We start from the raw sequence: 15,020 nt of genomic DNA, 5'->3' as shown, positions 1-15,020 counted from the left end.
TTGTGCATTGGTTCTGCTTAAGTGATGGCTGATTTTTGGCGGGGAATTTACGACTGCAGAGAGATGGGGCGAAAACAAAAGAGAAGTTAGATTTAAAAATTAAGCAGAAACCGGGTGCGCTCAAGCAAAATATTTTGTTCCAGCAAACGATCCTGGGTAAAAAAACCTAGCTGTGAAAGCAGGGCGATCGCGTAACTCCGGATTGTGATGTTTTGAACTCTAGTCATAACTCCTGAGTAGAGTCCAATAAAAATATTTGGTAAGCACGTTATCGCAGAAAATATGAGACAATCACAAAAGTATTTGCCCTGACAATCGCCCTAAAAACTGCGAAGTTTAACGGGTAGGGAAGATAGGTCAAATTGTCAATGTTAAATTCCTATATCTTTAGATAGATTATGCTTTTTCCCCGATCGAGCGGCATACTACTCCACCCCACATCCTTTCCCAGTCGATTTGGCATTGGGGACATGGGAATAGAAGCATATCGCTTTATTGACTTTTTAGTTGAGAGCGACCAGCAATACTGGCAGCTATTGCCGCTGGGCCCCACAGGATACGGCAATTCTCCTTATTCGTGCTATTCAGCAATGGCGGGAAATCCGCTGCTAATTAACCCAGAACTGCTGCGGGACGAGCAATTGCTCGCAGATGAAGACTTTGCTAATTTGCCAGAATTTCCGCTGGATTATGTAGACTTCGAGCGGGCGATAGCGCTGAAAGTGCCTTTGCTTAAAAAAGCTTGCGAAAACTTCAAAACCAAAGCATCCCCGATCCAGCAAAAAGAATTCTCGGGTTTTTGCGAAAGCAAAGAGAATTGGCTGGAAGATTACGCCTTATTTATGGCACTAAAAGATCACTTTGGCGGTGTTAGCTGGAACAATTGGGAACCAGAAATTGCCCGTCGAGAACCACAGTCCCTAGAGAAGTGGCGCCAGCAGCTAAATGCTGAGATTTATTACTACAAATACGTCCAGTTTGAGTTTTTTCGCCAGTGGACGGAGTTGAAAAGCTATGCTAATATGCGGGACATTAAAATTATTGGGGATATTCCGATTTATGTAGCTCACGACAGCGCGGATGTGTGGTCTCATCCAGAAATATTTTGCTTGGATGAAGCCACCGGAGAAGCAGCTTTAATGGCGGGAGTTCCCCCGGATTACTTCAGCAATACAGGTCAATTGTGGGGGAACCCGGTATACAATTGGGAGAAGTTGCAAGCAAATAATTTTGAGTGGTGGGTGCAGCGTTTTGAAGCGATTTTCTCTTATGTAGACGTGACTCGGATCGACCACTTTCGAGGATTTGAGGCTTACTGGGCGGTGAAGCGCGGACAAGAAACTGCTATGTACGGAGAGTGGATTAAAGCGCCGGGAACAGCTTTGTTGGATGTAATTAATGAGAAGTTTGGCAACTTGCCGATTATCGCTGAGGATTTAGGGGTAATTACTCCTGAAGTGGAAGCTTTGCGCGATCGGTTCGAGTTTCCGGGAATGAAGATTTTGCAGTTTGCTTTCGGCGCTGGATCCGAGGATCCTTTTTGGCCTTTCAATTACGATCGCAACTGCGTAGTCTACACCGGCACTCACGACAACGACACTACTGTCGGATGGTTCAATCAACTCCAAGACTACCAGAGAGAGGAAGTTTATCGTTATTTGGGCTGCATCGATCCCCAAGGAATTCACTGGTCTTTAATCCGCATGGGTTGGATGTCGGTAGCTAATATGGCAATTGTGCCGTATCAAGACTTGTTGGGTTTGGATACAGACGCGCGGATGAATTTTCCTGGGAAAGCAGAGGGAAATTGGGGCTGGCGGTATCGACCTGAAGCTTTGAATGGGGAAGTGCGCGATCGGCTCAAAACCATGACTTACATCTCCGGGCGCGCTCCTAATAAACATTGATAGTGGAGAAGGGGCAGTTGGTAATGGGTAAGGGGTAATGGCTAAGAAGTCAATCAAGACGGACATTCTAATTAAAAGCTGTGGACTGCCAGCTATTACCTATTCCCCATTACCGATTAACAATTACCAATTAACACTTACCCTTCATTGTTGGGCGGTGCTGAAGGCTTGAGTTCGTTTGCTTTAAAAACAACTTCTTTGGCGACTCCAGGATCTCCGAGTGGTTCGGCTTGTCCGTTATTAACAGCAACCATTACCCCCCCGGCGTTACCTGCTACCACTACCAATTGCTTTTGAGCCCCCCAGGTGCGAACAGTCCCTGAAGGCAAAGTTCCCTCAAACTCTGTTTTACCATCGACTTCAACCTGCATCCACGATTCTGCTTTAAAAGTGACGTTAACCATCACTGGTTTATTGCCAGATTTATTTAAATTTTGACCGGTTCTTACTGCTTCGACAGCCTCGTAACTATCCGGTTTCTGATTTTGTGAGGATCTCGATGCCTCAGCAGCTAAACGAGCTTGTTCTTGCTGCCCAAGCGCTAGTTCTTTGGCTCCCCCACCGTTTTTTGCGGTAACAGAACCGCCCATCAACTGAGATAAGACATTGACCGAACAGATAATTAGAAATGTGTAAAAGAGGTAGAGGTGCATCGGCCGCAACTGAGGCCCATCTTGCCAGGATAGCTTGGTTCTCGATCGGGGCGCCGGTTCGATCGGAAAAAATTCGGCAAACTGAGTTCCGTCCAAGCCCATTGCTTCAGCGTAGCGCTTGATCAAACCCTGAGTGTAGACGGGTTCGGGAAGTTGGTCTAGTTGACCGTCCTCGATTGCTTGTAGCAGATTCCGCCGAATCATTGTTACCACGGCTACTTTGTCCAAACAAATCGACTGCTGTTCGCGGTACTGACGGAGTTGAGTTCCAATTTCCGCTAGCTTCTTCTTCTGAGCTGTTTCTGGCTCTTGGGAGTGCAGTTTCTGCTTAGTTGTTTTGAAGAATAAAAACAATAAATTCTTTGTCATATGCTGTGCTCCTGGGAATTTACTGGCACGCTTATTGATGTTAGGTTGACTAGATTCCATAAATAAATAATTTCCGCATCTTCTAGGGGTCGGCAGCAGCCTGGTGGCAATATTGGCGAACCGGGCCGCTGCAATTGAATCGGGCCAATGGCTGTGCGGTGCAGGCGCACCACGGGATATCCCAACAGCTCGGCTGTGCGCCGAATCTGGCGGTTTCTGCCTTCTGATAGAATGACTTCTAACAGAGTTTCGTCAAGCGCGCGATCGATAACTTTAACTTTCGCGGGCAAAGTTTTTCTGCCGGACAAGATGATGCCCTGACGCCACGTTTGTAGTATGCGTTCCGGGGGATCGCCCCGTACCCACACCTGATAAGTTTTGGCGATCGAGTGACGCGGATGGGTCAAACAAAATGTCAGCTTACCATCATTGGTAAGCAAGAGGGCGCCGGTGGAATCTGCATCTAAGCGTCCTACGGGGTGGATGCCTTGACCGGAGCGCAGTTGGGGTGGCAGCAAGTCGAGAACTTTCGATCGGGCCCTGGGATCGCTGCAAGTAGAAACTACGCCTGCCGGTTTGTTGAGCAACAGATAGACCTTTGCGGGTCGATCCGTTGGTTTCACCGGGACTCCATCGACTTGGATGAGATCGCGATCGGGATTCGCTTTTTCTCCTAAGCGAACAATATTGCCATTAACTCGGACTCGTCCAGCTACAATCATCTGTTCTGCAAGACGGCGAGAGGCAATGCCCCACTGGGCGAGGATTTTTTGCAGCCTTTCATCAGACATGACGGGAGTGTGGAAATCCCCAACGAGCCAACGGTGGGGAGGAAACACGACACGGTTAATTGATTAACCGTACTAGCAATGCTCAATTCCTGCTTGGGAATAAATTATAATGCTGACCAATTATTACAGGACGCCCGCCAAGAGTGCAGATTGTCCTTGTGCCCGGTGCAGATTGTCCTGATGGCATTACCCTGAATGCTGTGCAAAAACTACGAGGAAAAGACTCGCGGCAGGCACAGGTTTGCACCGTTGGTTTGCGGCCGGTTTGAAAGGTTTGGGTCTGACCCGACCATAAACCAACACTACCATAAATCCCGTACTCCTGGTTAAATTTATACGCTCGATCGCGAATTTTTCATGGGGATCGCACAACTCGTGAATTACCCCAATATCCCAAGGGGGAAAAGGTGAGAATTTTTCTGCTTCTGGCGTTGCCGATCCCAGATTTCTGCTTGGTTTTGGAGTTAATCGGACTTGTGTTCATCAACCCGGTTTCTAAGGAAAATCAGAGGTTGACAGCGGTATATCTGTGCAGAAACGGCGTTTTTGAGGCCGGATGTGCCAGTTATAGTTAAATTTCTGTGCTTGAATATTAAGGTTTATATTCTGAAATTGTTTATGACTGTCGATCGAAACTCTCTTCAATTTGACAATAAAGATGGCGCTGCTGGCTCTGGTGGGACTGTTAATCTCGGCGAGGAGCCGGGGAAACCTTCGCCGAGTCAAGGCAGCCGGATCGCGAGCGCGGTTCTGTCTCCGGCGGTGCAGTTGTGGCTGCGATCGCAAGTTCAGCAGGTGGATGAGTTGAAGGTGAAAATTGAGGGGAGCGATCGACAAATCTTCCGCGGTGCGATCCCCAAAGTAACGGCTGCTGCTAGCGGTGCTGTGTATAAAGGACTACACCTAACTGAAGTTGCCATAGAGGGCTGTGGCATTCGCATCAACCTCGGTCAAGCTCTCAAAGGCCAACCCCTGCGCCTCCTGGAATCCGTTCCCGTGACAGGCGTTTTGAGGCTCTGTCAGGCGGATTTGAATGCGTCACTGAAAGCGCCTTTGCTTGCTGATGCTTTGAGCGAATTTTTGCTGCCTATGCTGCCGCTGACAGATAGCGAAAAGTTGCTGAAGTTGAAAAATTCGCAAATTGTAATTGAGGCGGGTGTGTTGACGCTTTCGGCGACAATTTTGCGCGCTGGCGGTAGGCAAATTCCTTTTGTATTGCGGACTGGTTTGCGGATAGCCAGCGGTCGCGAATTGATGTTTGAAGAACCAGAAATCGAAATGGATGGAGAATTAAAGAGCACTGATTTCAATGGTTTTAAAATTGATTTTGGGCCGGAAGTTGAGATTGAAGAGTTGATTTTGAGTCCGGGGGAGATTGTTTGTCGGGGAGGAATTAGAGTTTTGCCTTAGAGGGGAAGAGCAACGGGAAGGGGAAAGAAGTTTTGAGTGCGTGAGAGGGCTTTCGGTGCGGATCGCAACGCTTACGTGACCCGCAACGCGGTCGGCCTTCCATGAGTTAAACACCAATTCGCAATTGGCAATTAGCGGGCGATGAGGTAAGAGTCGATCGCCGGCAACAGTAAAGTGACAAAATAGTAGACTAACGGTGCGGTAAAAACATAACTGTCGGTGCGATCGAGAATGCCACCGTGACCGGGGATCAACTGTCCCGAATCCTTAACACCGGCGTCTCGCTTCATCATCGACTCAGTTAAATCTCCCAACAGGCTAGCAACGCCAATCAACAGACCAAAAGCAGCCCCAGTATACGGCCACCCCGGCCAGTTTAAATACCAAGACCCAGCGACGGCCACGGCGATGCTGCCGCAAACTCCAAATACGGCACCTTCAACAGTCTTTTTGGGGCTGATGTGGGACAGGCTAGTGCGGCCGAAGAATTTGCCCACAAAATAAGCCCCAATGTCAGCGGCCCAGATGCACAGGAAAGCCAGCAGCAGCGAAGTCAATCCTAAAGATATATGGCTAGAAGTTGTCCAAGATGGCGACGCGTAAATGTTAACCGGCAAATTGCTTGCTACTGCTTGCCCCAGTCCAGTTGTAGCAAGATTGGCTGGGTCGAGGCCGACTCGCAGCCGTATCCAATAGCTGGGCAAATAACCGCCGTAGAACAATCCTAAAATTGAGGAGGCAATATCGGCGATCGTCGATAATTTAGGTTGGAATAACAGGTAGAAACAGATTAAGGTTCCCGCTAAGGGGAACATGGCATCTACGAGTTCCGGTGCTAGGGCGGCAGTAATTAATAGCCCTTGACTGACAGCTAAGGTAGTTTTGGCAGCGGGTGCAATGCCTTTAGCCCTGGCTAATTGAAAATATTCCAATTGACCTAGGTAGACGATGACTCCAAAGCCGACGGTGAAGTACCATCCCCCCATAATAATCATTCCCAAAGCAAGGGCGATCGCAACTATTCCACTCAGGATACGAGACCAAGGCATAAAATGAATTTCTCTTGCAGACGGCGGTGGGTAATTCGATTTTAGATTTTAGATTTTAGATTTTAGATTCTAGATTTACTCCACAGATGAATCTGGGAGATTGAACCTTGGTCTAAAATTTTGGGTGGCTCACGACGATTGTCGGCGGCTTGTATCCGTTTTTGGGCGGTGTCATTCGACGCAAGGATGCAAGGATGTAAGGATTATTAGGGTACGTTTTCCTCCCTTGCACAGCCAAGCCCAATACCCAACTGGCGACGATCCAAAATCTCAACTCAGGGGGTCAATCCAGCTAGGGTCGCCCTTATTCTAAGTATGAAGGTTAATTGAACGTAAAAAAGGTTAAGAATTACATTTAGGAATGGGCATAGGGGCTAAAAGCATGGGACATGGGGCATTGGAGGCAGAGCCTGGAAGGGGATTGGTAACAAATAACCAATAACAACTGTCAACTCTCAACTGTCAACTAACTTCTAATCGAGCTTTTCGCCGCTGAGAATAAATATGGGATTGACGGCGGCAAAGGTTTGACTGAGGCCGCGAGTCTCCAAGCGGTTGACGGCGGACTGGACTACTTCGATGTTGCGGACTTGTAACTCGGCGAAGCCTTCGGAAAGGGCGTAAAGATTTTCTAAATTCGAGGCTGTGGCGACCACTCTACCGTGGGGTTGCAAGTACCGCCAGACTTCTTGGAGAATGGCCTTAATGGGGCGACCTCCTTCGATGCAGACTCGGTGGGGGGGTTGGGGCAGGTTTTCCAGGCATTCCGGGGCACTGCCTTCTATGACTTCTACGTTGTCGAGCTCGAATCGATCGCAATTTCTGCGAATCAAGCTTGCTACTTCTTCGTCCCTTTCGACGGCGATAATCCGACCTTTGGGACACAGCAAACCTGTTTCTACGGCGATCGTACCAGTACCTGCACCGATGTCCCACACCACTGAATCTGCTTGCAGCCGCAGGTGGGAGATTAACAGCAGTCGGACTTCTCGCTTACTCATGGGAATTCCCGGTAAACGTTCAAATAAGTCATCCGGGATGCCTGGAGTGACGTAGGGCCAAAGCATAGTTATATTTTTGATTTTTGATTTTTGATTGAAGCAAGACGGCAGTTGGAACTCGTCGAAGAATTAGTAGAAATTCTGCCAATTTCCTCCAAGCCTTAATATTTACTGTCGCACAACCTTGAGAGTTTGGAGGTTTCTATCGCTACAACCTGTGATTTTGCCGCCGGCGGCAAGGACTTGTTGCAGGTAGTCAACGGCTGCTGGGGTAATGATTTCACCGGGCATCAGGACTGGTATTCCTGGGGGATAAGCACAGATGAGTTCGGCGCTGAGTCGATCGACTGCTTTGTCTGCGGGTACTGTTTCCGCTGGGAAAAAGAAGGCCTGGCGCGGGGAGAGGAGAGGGGGAGAGAGAGGGGGAATGGGAGAGGGGGGGAGTGGGGGAGGGGAAAAATCTTCCTTTTTCGTTCTTTCTTCTTCGTTCTTTCTTCTTCCTTCTAAAAAAGTACAAGCTTTAACTAAATTTTCAATATCTGAGTCTGTATTTCCCAAGCTGATAATAAATGTTAGATGTTGCAGCATTGGTAATTCTGCAGTGACGCCGAGTTGAGAGTGCAGAATTTCATCGGCGGCAAATCCTGTGATTCCTAAATCGGATACTTTTACTGTTAGCCTGGTTCGGTCTAATGCTGCAAAACCCGGTGTATCTAATGGTTCTAAAACGGATAAGCCGGGAATTAGACTGATGCGCGATCGCGCTTTTTCTGCTAGCTGTAAAGTTTGGGCCATTAATTCTTTGCCGTGGAGTGCGATTTGTTGGCGGGCTGCGTCTAGGGATGCTAATAATAAGTAGCTGGGACTGGTAGATTGTACTAGCTGCAATGCTCTATTTAATTTTTGGATATCGATGCGATCGCCCTTGACGTGCAGCATCGATGCTTGTGTCATTGCACCGATGGTTTTGTGGATTGATTGTACTGTTAAATCGGCACCTGCTGATAGTGCTGGTTCTGGCAAGTTTGGATGAAAGTTAAAGTGCGCGCCGTGGGCTTCGTCTACTAATAACGGTATGTTGTATTGATGGGTAATTTGGGCGATCGCCCGCAAATTGCCGCAGACGCCGTGATAGGTTGGGTAAACTATCATTACTGCTTTGGCGTCGGGATGTTGTTCTAATGCGGAGGCTGTGGCTTCTGGGGTGATGCTGTTGGCAATATCCCAATCCGGGTTGTACTCTGGACTGACAAAAATTGGAATTGCACCGGATAAAATCAAACCTGAAATCGCCGATGAGTGGATATTTCGAGGCAAGATAATTTTATCGCCGGGGCCGCAAGTTGCTAAGATGGCGGCGATAATTCCGCAAGTCGAACCGTTAGCCAAAAACCGAGTTGAGTGGGCTCCAAATGCTGCGGCGGCTAAGTCTTGAGCTTCGGCAATTGCACCTTCTGGATTAAAGAGATTATCTAATTCCGGCAATTCCGGCAAATCCGATCGAAATACTGTCGCACCGAATAGGTCAATTAGGGGTTGAGAGATTCCTTGTCCGCGTTTATGTCCGGGGGCATAAAATGGGGCGTGTGGGTGATTTGTGCGATCGCGCAAAGCATCTAATAGGGGAGTTTTTGTTTGAGAGTTTGCTGGTGACACGATTAATCTTGATTGCTGTATTTGATATCTAAGTAGAGCGAGCTGAAAAAACCCTAATATCTGGTAGGGGCGGGTTGAGCCTGCATCTTTACTCTCAGGCAGTTTATTGCTTTATTCATGCGCCCTCCCCATGTAATGTTGATTTGTAACCACCTACTTAGTTTAATGCCAAAGGCATAATTTTATGCAGACGTAATAGTTAATTATAGCTATTTAGATAGATGTGTCCGCCGCCATCTTGAGTTTAAAATTATGATATAAAACAATACCACAGCTCAGTTATTTTTGTTTTAAAATATAGCTAGAAGTGGCGACAAAATGTTTTTGGAACATCTCTATTAGCGAGTTAAAAACTAACATGATTTTTCCCAACCCTAGTCCGTTTCCAGGCCCGCAGATTCCCAGTACCGAACCGGGGCTGCCGACTATACCCGCATCGCCACCGGTGCCTGGCCCGGTACCCGAACCGATTCCCGGGATAGTACCGGAACCGGTACCTGCGCCAATTCCGCAGCCAATTCCCGAACCGGTGCCGGAAACAGTACCCTCTCCGATTCCTCAGACAGTGCCGGAGCCTATTCCTCAGACAATCCCTGAACCTGTTTAAATTATGTTTTAGTCGATCGCGAAATTTAAGATTGTTTGTGAGGTCGATCGCAAAAACCGGTTTCTCCCAAGTCCCCAATCATTTTGTTGAATATCAGACTTGAAAAAACTCGGTTTTTGCCTAAATTATCGATTAGTTGAAGTTGAGCGCCGTCTCTTTACAAAGGTCAACAGAAGGCAAATCAGTGGATTTGCCGTCAGAGTATTCGGCCCTGACATCAAAAACACAGCCCGCCTCCGACCCACCGTAGTCAGCTTGATTCCACTCAAAATCTGCCTTTTCCCGATCGGCAATGGGGGCCTCTAGCTCGTTTTCTCCCCAAGTATCCTTATCGGGAGGAGACATATAGACGGCTGTCATCGTCTTGCCACTGTTGTTAACCACCGAAATTTTGACAATCTGAGCGAAAACGCTAGCTGCTGTCAGCGCTAACAGGGGCAGTGACAGCCCCACAGCGATCGTTACTTTGGTTAACAACTTGTTAACCATTTAGCCATCTACCTCAAGTTCGATATTTATTCAAGCTTAGCTTTAGAACTTAGAAGGGACAAGTCAGATATATTGCTATTGCTTATGATATTTTGAAACAGTGATATGTTTCTAAATAGCTATGCTTACTGCCGGAATTGTCGGACTGCCTAATGTTGGCAAATCTACTTTGTTTAATGCTCTGGTTGCTAATGCCAAGGCGACTGCTGCTAATTTTCCTTTCTGTACGATCGAGCCAAATACGGGTATCGTGGCAGTGCCAGACGAACGGTTGAAGGTGCTGAGCAATATTTCCAATTCCGTGCAAACTGTGCCGACGCGGATGGAGTTTGTGGATATTGCGGGTTTGGTGAAGGGGGCGAGTCAGGGTGAAGGACTGGGAAATCAGTTTTTGTCTCACATTCGGGCTGTAGATGCGATCGTCCACGTTGTCCGCTGTTTTGAGAATGACGATATCATTCACGTTGCGGGTTCTGTCGATCCGATCCGAGATATTGACATTATCAATCTCGAATTAATTCTAGCAGATTTAGCTCAAATTGAACGCAGGCTCGATCGCACTCGCAAGCTCGCCCGCAACAATAAAGAAGCTCAGGCAGAAGTGGATGTACTCGAAAAATTAGTCGTTGTTTTGAATGCGGGGAAACCAGCGCGGCAGTACAGTTTCACAGATGAAGAAGCTGAATTAGTTAAAGGTTTGGAATTACTGACCAACAAACCAATTATCTATGCTGCTAACGTATCTGATGACGATTTAGCAACAGGAAATAGCTATGTCGAACAAGTGCGGGAAGTAGCAGCTAAAGAAAATGCTAAGGTTGTCATAGTTTCGGCGCAAGTTGAGTCAGAATTGGTGGAGTTATCCGAGGAAGAACGAACGGATTTCCTAGAATCTCTGGGGGTAAAAGAAGGGGGCTTGAAATCTCTGATTCGAGCTACTTACGAATTATTGGGCTTGCGGACTTATTTTACTAGCGGGCCAAAGGAAACTCGCGCTTGGACAATTATCGCGGGAATGTTAGCACCGCAAGCTGCGGGGGTTATTCACTCGGATTTTGAACGGGGTTTCATCCGGGCCGAAACAGTAGCATATGAAGATTTGGTTGCTACGGGCGCGATGAATGCGGCTAAGGAAAAAGGCTTAGTTCGCAGTGAAGGAAAAGAGTATGTTGTACAAGAGGGGGATGTGCTGTTGTTCCGATTTAATGTTTAACTTTTTTAAGGAGATTGGCACATGGATATCATTTCGCTGGTAATTGCTTGGCTGGTTACTTCTGTGAGCTTTTTTATCATTTCCAAGTTGCCCATCGGGGTAGATATTGACACTTTTGGAAAAGCGATGATTTCGGCGGCGGTTTTTGGATTGCTGAATGCTTTGGTGCGGCCGCTTTTTGTGGTTTTGGGTTTTCCATTTGTGTTGGTAACTTTTGGCTTGTTTATGATTGTGATCAATGCTGCTATCTTTGGATTGGCGGCTTGGCTAGTGGATGGATTCCGCTTGCGGTGGGGAATTTGGAGTGCTTTGCTGGGGGCTATCGCCCTCGGTTTTATTAACTCTCTTCTCTATCAGGTGTTGAGTACGCTGCCTAGTGTAAGGTAGAGAAAGGTAACGCTCTGGGCGGAAGGAAGGGGCGGGTTTATTCATCCTGTTAGTTATCGCAAATATTTCAGGTGAAACCCCCCCCTACGGCAAATATTTTAGGTTTAATTCCCCCATATCAGGTATTTGTTTTTTGGTATTGGTTGAGTTATTAGCCTTCGCAGTAGTCGATAAATTGCTCTGGAACTAGGCGCAATTCGCCTGATCGAAAGCGCTCGATCGGCATCCAAAGTGCGGTAAATACCCACTCTCCGTCTGCAAAGGCTAGACTCTCCAATTGATAAAATTTGGGATCGACAAATTCGCACTGATAGAGTTGTATTAGTTCGTGTCCGGCTTCGCCATTAAAAATAAAAAAATTTTCCAAACAAGCCAAATATTTGATATTTGTTAACTCGGCTTTAATTTCTTCTTGAAACTCTCTTTGCAAAGCGTCGATGCTGTGTTCTCCGAATTCTATGCCACCGCCCAGAGCTCGGTAAAATGTGTCTTTTTTGACCGGATCTTCGCATTCTGACACGAAAATGCGATCGCCCGATCGAATTAATCCTAAAACAATTACGCGAATTGTACCTTTTTGCATAATTAGTTATCAGTCATCAGTCATGACGCATCAACACGAAAAAAAAAGAAACCGGGTTCCGACTTCGCCCAACCAGCAGGTTTTTTGCCGTTGATGCGGGCTGTAACGAAGTATGATGCAAAAAACCCGGTTCATTATTACCCTGCGTAAGTTCTATATTACTCAGCAATCATCACTCATTATCGGTGTATCCGTGTCATCCGTGTGGGGCCAACGTTTAATTATCATCGGTGGCAAAACCCTCTCTCCTGCTTCTATTTTCAAGGGGCCAGTCTGTATTTTCCCCGCCAATAATGAGTTTTTCAATGGTTACGAATTCTTTGCTTAGTTGCTGGAAAACATTAATCAAAACATCGAGGCCAATTGCATCGCTAGTGCCCAAATCAAACCAGCAGCGAGCCCAAGAACCTTGATACTCCATTTCTCCCATATTGTGCATCAAAGCCATCATGCTTTGGTCTGCTAGATTAACATCGTAATTCATATCACTGATGTCTAATCCTTCATCTTGAACTTGCAAATTTTCCGCATTAAATCCTCCGAGTTTTCCCAAGAAAAACCAAGAGTCAAACACTTCTTCAACATACTGTTTTTCACCGTTTGAAGGCACGTTGCTGAACTTCAGCCAAATCCAGAGGTCAAAGGGGTTAAACTCGCGAAACTCTACTTGCATCAATTTTATCAAAGAAAGGGAATGGAATTGCAGGAATGGGATTGCGGGAGAGAGGAAAAGTGGGAGAGAGGGAGAGAGGGAGAATTTTTCTCCTAACTCCTGACTTCTGACTTCCCCTCTGACTCTTTTTAAAGTGGTGGTAAGGCTGCCGGCCCCCAGACTCCATCTGCATCTCTAATTTTATCGCGCATGGGGTCGCAGGCGCGAGATTTGCTGTCGAGACGGTTACGGGTTCTGCACTGCTGAAAGAAGATTTCGGCTACTAAACTGCGGGGCAGTTGATCTGGTTTTGCTAAGGCGGCGTCGAAGTTTTTTCGGGCTTCCTCAAGTAAGGTTTTGTTGCTGTCTTTCCCCTGGGATTGGGAAAACAAGATTTGTCCTTTTAGATAGAGAACTTCGGGATTGTTGGGCGTTTCTGCTAGGGATTTGTTGGCAAATTCTAAAGCGCGATCGTACTTTTTCAAGTCTCGATAGCCGACGGCCACGCCACGATAAGCTAAGTAGCGGGGAGAGGCTTTTTGTTCGAGTCTTTGAATTGCTTCGTCGGGGTTGGAAAAGGGTAGGTTTTTGGCTAGCATTAAGTCCATGTAGCCTTTGATCAGGTTGAGTTCGGGGTCATTGGGAGCTATTTTGTCGGCGGCCTCTAGGTATTGAAATACTACTCGCAATTTACTCACAGCTTGGGGCGCGCCTTTTGCTGTTCCTTCTTTGGCTATAATGTTCGCCCCTTCTAGAAAGTGGCCTGCTGCTGTGTAAATGTTGCCGCGCAATGGATTAGTTTTCGTCAAATTTTCGCCGAGTTCGCGGGTTTTTTGGGCGTAGGAATTCATCGAGTTGAAGTCTTTTTCGATGTATGATAGCGAGGCTGCCATCGCATAGACTAGCGGTTCGTTTGGTTCGGCTGATAGGGCTTGTTGAACTTGAGTTTTTGCTTGTTTGTAGTTTCCTTGCTGAAACATTGTTTTGAAAGCGGTTTCGGTATTGGGCCCGATCGCCTGCGGGTTGCTTGTGCGAAAGGGATCGCCCGCTAATGCGGAGTTAATGCAGATGCTGAGGGCGATCGCGAGTGCGAAAGGGATCGCCCGCACTGTCTGTTTAGAACTTAACATTTGCTGGCCAAGCGATGCTAAAGGGGTTTTCGTCATTGTCAATTCTCTGAGTGGAATATACTGTAAACTAGAAACAAGAGAGTTAAATTCTCAAACTCTCGGGCCGCGACCCAAAAAAGAGTGAAATTTGCTTGATTTTTTGTGGTTGTTGAGGTATATTTTAATAATGGAAGTGTGACTTGTATAATATTTTAAACAACTAATTTCCATTATATTAAAATATACCAGGAAAAAACAGAAAAATCAAACACCAATCCTGAAAAAAAAGGAAATTTTTGTAAAGATTTATGTAAAATAATTGTGTGCGATCGGCCCAAGCTAGAAACAAATCGCTGAGGCTGGATAATTAATCCGTGTATCCTTGTCAAAATTCCTGTAGTGCCTTCCTTCTCCCCAATTACCAATTGCGTTAATGCTTTATCTAAAAAACTTAGTATATCATCCTACCGCCTGTCCGAATCCTATTCTGAAAAATATTAACTTAGAACTGCCCTCGCAGCAAATGGGGCTGATTGTGGGCCGCAGCGGTTCAGGCAAAAGTACGCTATTAGAAATATTAGCAGGCTTAGCAGAAAAAACTAGCGGCGACATCCGCTGGCGCGAACAGGAATTAACACCGGAACACTTGCAACAGTTAGGAGGTTTAGTGTTCCAGTTTCCAGAAAGGCATTTTTGCGGAGGCACAATTTTAGAAGAATTGCGGTTGGGACATCCTGAATTGGGACAAGAACAAATTAACTCAGCAATGGCAGAAGTGGGACTCGGACATTTGCCGCTGCGCGCTTCCCCCCACGCTTTGAGCGGCGGACAACAGCGGAGGGTAGCCCTGGCGGTGCAGCTAATTCGGCAGCCGCATTTGCTACTTTTGGACGAACCGACGGCGGGTTTGGATTGGTCGATGCGACGGCAGTTGGTAAGCTTGTTGAGTAAGTTGAAAAGTCACTGGACTTTGTTGATTGTTACTCACGATGCTAGCGATTTGTTGAGTGTAGCCGATAAATTTTGGACTTTAGACCACGGGGATTTGCAGGAGGTCGCTCGGGCTAAATTAGAAGCTAAGGAAACGAGTTGCGTTTGATTTTTATGGCGTTCCCAATGGTTTCCAGGCGAATAGAATTCGCGT

The 15,020-nt window shown here is 46.9% G+C and carries 15 protein-coding genes; 6 read left to right on the top strand and 9 right to left on the bottom strand.

Going from position 1 to position 15,020, the window contains the following annotated elements:
- The first annotated feature begins 398 nt into the window (after nucleotides 1–398).
- Nucleotides 399–1,907 (top strand): 4-alpha-glucanotransferase, encoded by a 1,509-nt coding sequence (gene malQ / locus QUA71_RS14740; RefSeq protein WP_333285990.1) that lies wholly within the window; start codon nucleotides 399–401, stop codon nucleotides 1,905–1,907.
- A 137-nt stretch (nucleotides 1,908–2,044) separates the two neighbouring features.
- On the opposite strand, the gene QUA71_RS14735 is transcribed toward malQ, so the two are convergent.
- Nucleotides 2,045–2,929 carry a RodZ domain-containing protein gene (locus QUA71_RS14735; RefSeq protein ID WP_333285988.1) on the bottom strand — a complete coding sequence of 295 codons (885 nt, stop codon included), beginning with the start codon at nucleotides 2,927–2,929 and terminating at the stop codon, nucleotides 2,045–2,047.
- Entirely contained in the window at nucleotides 2,926–3,720 is a 795-nt protein-coding gene (locus QUA71_RS14730; protein ID WP_333286035.1) for a pseudouridine synthase, read from the bottom strand. The genes QUA71_RS14735 and QUA71_RS14730 overlap by 4 nt, the downstream gene beginning before the upstream one ends.
- Nucleotides 3,721–4,338: 618 nt before the next feature.
- On the opposite strand from QUA71_RS14730, the gene QUA71_RS14725 reads away from it, so the two are divergent.
- A complete protein-coding gene (locus tag QUA71_RS14725) occupies nucleotides 4,339–5,130 on the top strand; it encodes a DUF2993 domain-containing protein (protein WP_333285986.1) in 792 nt (263 codons plus the stop codon).
- 131 nt (nucleotides 5,131–5,261) lie between these two features.
- Here the strand turns inward: QUA71_RS14725 and QUA71_RS14720 are convergent, their stop codons facing one another.
- The 3 genes from QUA71_RS14720 to QUA71_RS14710 all read right to left on the bottom strand — a co-directional run bounded on the left by QUA71_RS14720 (nucleotide 5,262) and on the right by QUA71_RS14710 (nucleotide 8,836).
- The gene (locus tag QUA71_RS14720) at nucleotides 5,262–6,179 is read right to left on the bottom strand and encodes a phosphatidate cytidylyltransferase (RefSeq protein ID WP_333285984.1); all 918 of its coding nucleotides are present in this window, start codon (nucleotides 6,177–6,179) and stop codon (nucleotides 5,262–5,264) included.
- A 473-nt stretch (nucleotides 6,180–6,652) separates the two neighbouring features.
- A complete protein-coding gene (gene cbiT / locus QUA71_RS14715; protein WP_190659397.1) occupies nucleotides 6,653–7,246 on the bottom strand; it encodes a precorrin-6Y C5,15-methyltransferase subunit CbiT in 594 nt (197 codons plus the stop codon).
- Nucleotides 7,247–7,348: 102 nt separating this feature from the next.
- Complete coding sequence (locus tag QUA71_RS14710) at nucleotides 7,349–8,836, bottom strand: aminotransferase class I/II-fold pyridoxal phosphate-dependent enzyme (RefSeq protein WP_333285982.1); 1,488 nt, start codon at nucleotides 8,834–8,836, stop codon at nucleotides 7,349–7,351.
- A gap of 358 nt (nucleotides 8,837–9,194) precedes the next feature.
- Here QUA71_RS14710 and QUA71_RS14705 point away from each other — a divergent pair, with 358 nt between their 5' ends.
- Complete coding sequence (locus QUA71_RS14705) at nucleotides 9,195–9,443, top strand: hypothetical protein (RefSeq protein ID WP_006633102.1); 249 nt, start codon at nucleotides 9,195–9,197, stop codon at nucleotides 9,441–9,443.
- A gap of 132 nt (nucleotides 9,444–9,575) precedes the next feature.
- Here the strand turns inward: QUA71_RS14705 and QUA71_RS14700 are convergent, their stop codons facing one another.
- Entirely contained in the window at nucleotides 9,576–9,932 is a 357-nt protein-coding gene (locus QUA71_RS14700; RefSeq protein WP_333285980.1) for a hypothetical protein, read from the bottom strand.
- A 121-nt stretch (nucleotides 9,933–10,053) separates the two neighbouring features.
- On the opposite strand from QUA71_RS14700, the gene ychF reads away from it, so the two are divergent.
- Nucleotides 10,054–11,145, top strand: a complete 1,092-nt coding sequence (ychF, locus tag QUA71_RS14695) for a redox-regulated ATPase YchF (RefSeq protein ID WP_006633106.1) — start codon at nucleotides 10,054–10,056, stop codon at nucleotides 11,143–11,145.
- Nucleotides 11,146–11,166: 21 nt separating this feature from the next.
- On the top strand, nucleotides 11,167–11,532 hold the full coding sequence (locus tag QUA71_RS14690; RefSeq protein ID WP_006633107.1) for a phage holin family protein: 366 nt from the start codon (nucleotides 11,167–11,169) through the stop codon (nucleotides 11,530–11,532).
- 151 nt (nucleotides 11,533–11,683) lie between these two features.
- Here QUA71_RS14690 and QUA71_RS14685 read toward each other — a convergent pair whose 3' ends face one another.
- The 3 genes from QUA71_RS14685 to QUA71_RS14675 form a co-directional block, all read right to left on the bottom strand.
- Nucleotides 11,684–12,115, bottom strand: coding sequence for an NUDIX hydrolase (locus QUA71_RS14685; RefSeq protein ID WP_333285977.1), 432 nt, complete (start codon nucleotides 12,113–12,115; stop codon nucleotides 11,684–11,686).
- A 217-nt stretch (nucleotides 12,116–12,332) separates the two neighbouring features.
- A complete protein-coding gene (locus tag QUA71_RS14680; protein ID WP_333285975.1) occupies nucleotides 12,333–12,788 on the bottom strand; it encodes a DUF3531 family protein in 456 nt (151 codons plus the stop codon).
- Between the two features lie 128 nt (nucleotides 12,789–12,916).
- Entirely contained in the window at nucleotides 12,917–13,933 is a 1,017-nt protein-coding gene (locus QUA71_RS14675) for a Sll0314/Alr1548 family TPR repeat-containing protein (protein WP_333285973.1), read from the bottom strand.
- Between the two features lie 376 nt (nucleotides 13,934–14,309).
- Here QUA71_RS14675 and QUA71_RS14670 point away from each other — a divergent pair, with 376 nt between their 5' ends.
- Nucleotides 14,310–14,975: an energy-coupling factor ABC transporter ATP-binding protein gene (locus tag QUA71_RS14670; protein WP_333285971.1), complete on the top strand. Its 666-nt coding sequence runs from the start codon at nucleotides 14,310–14,312 to the stop codon at nucleotides 14,973–14,975.
- Nucleotides 14,976–15,020 lie beyond the last annotated feature (45 nt).

It is taken from the genome of Microcoleus sp. MON1_C5 (genome assembly GCF_036701875.1).
Classification (GTDB): Bacteria; Cyanobacteriota; Cyanobacteriia; order Cyanobacteriales; family Microcoleaceae; genus Microcoleus.
The sequence above is the reverse complement of the archived record's forward strand: the minus strand, read 5'-3'. Positions and strand labels throughout refer to the sequence as shown.

Excerpts from the sequence above, each read along its gene's own strand:
- malQ (WP_333285990.1), top strand. The coding sequence starts at position 399 with ATGCTTTTTCCCCGATCGAGCGGCATACTACTCCACCCCACATCCTTT.
- QUA71_RS14735 (WP_333285988.1), bottom strand. The coding sequence starts at position 2,929 with ATGACAAAGAATTTATTGTTTTTATTCTTCAAAACAACTAAGCAGAAA.
- QUA71_RS14730 (WP_333286035.1), bottom strand. The coding sequence starts at position 3,720 with ATGTCTGATGAAAGGCTGCAAAAAATCCTCGCCCAGTGGGGCATTGCC.
- QUA71_RS14725 (WP_333285986.1), top strand. The coding sequence starts at position 4,339 with ATGACTGTCGATCGAAACTCTCTTCAATTTGACAATAAAGATGGCGCT.
- QUA71_RS14720 (WP_333285984.1), bottom strand. The coding sequence starts at position 6,179 with ATGCCTTGGTCTCGTATCCTGAGTGGAATAGTTGCGATCGCCCTTGCT.
- cbiT (WP_190659397.1), bottom strand. The coding sequence starts at position 7,246 with ATGCTTTGGCCCTACGTCACTCCAGGCATCCCGGATGACTTATTTGAA.
- QUA71_RS14705 (WP_006633102.1), top strand. The coding sequence starts at position 9,195 with ATGATTTTTCCCAACCCTAGTCCGTTTCCAGGCCCGCAGATTCCCAGT.
- QUA71_RS14700 (WP_333285980.1), bottom strand. The coding sequence starts at position 9,932 with ATGGTTAACAAGTTGTTAACCAAAGTAACGATCGCTGTGGGGCTGTCA.
- ychF (WP_006633106.1), top strand. The coding sequence starts at position 10,054 with ATGCTTACTGCCGGAATTGTCGGACTGCCTAATGTTGGCAAATCTACT.
- QUA71_RS14690 (WP_006633107.1), top strand. The coding sequence starts at position 11,167 with ATGGATATCATTTCGCTGGTAATTGCTTGGCTGGTTACTTCTGTGAGC.
- QUA71_RS14685 (WP_333285977.1), bottom strand. The coding sequence starts at position 12,115 with ATGCAAAAAGGTACAATTCGCGTAATTGTTTTAGGATTAATTCGATCG.
- QUA71_RS14680 (WP_333285975.1), bottom strand. The coding sequence starts at position 12,788 with ATGCAAGTAGAGTTTCGCGAGTTTAACCCCTTTGACCTCTGGATTTGG.
- QUA71_RS14675 (WP_333285973.1), bottom strand. The coding sequence starts at position 13,933 with ATGACGAAAACCCCTTTAGCATCGCTTGGCCAGCAAATGTTAAGTTCT.
- QUA71_RS14670 (WP_333285971.1), top strand. The coding sequence starts at position 14,310 with ATGCTTTATCTAAAAAACTTAGTATATCATCCTACCGCCTGTCCGAAT.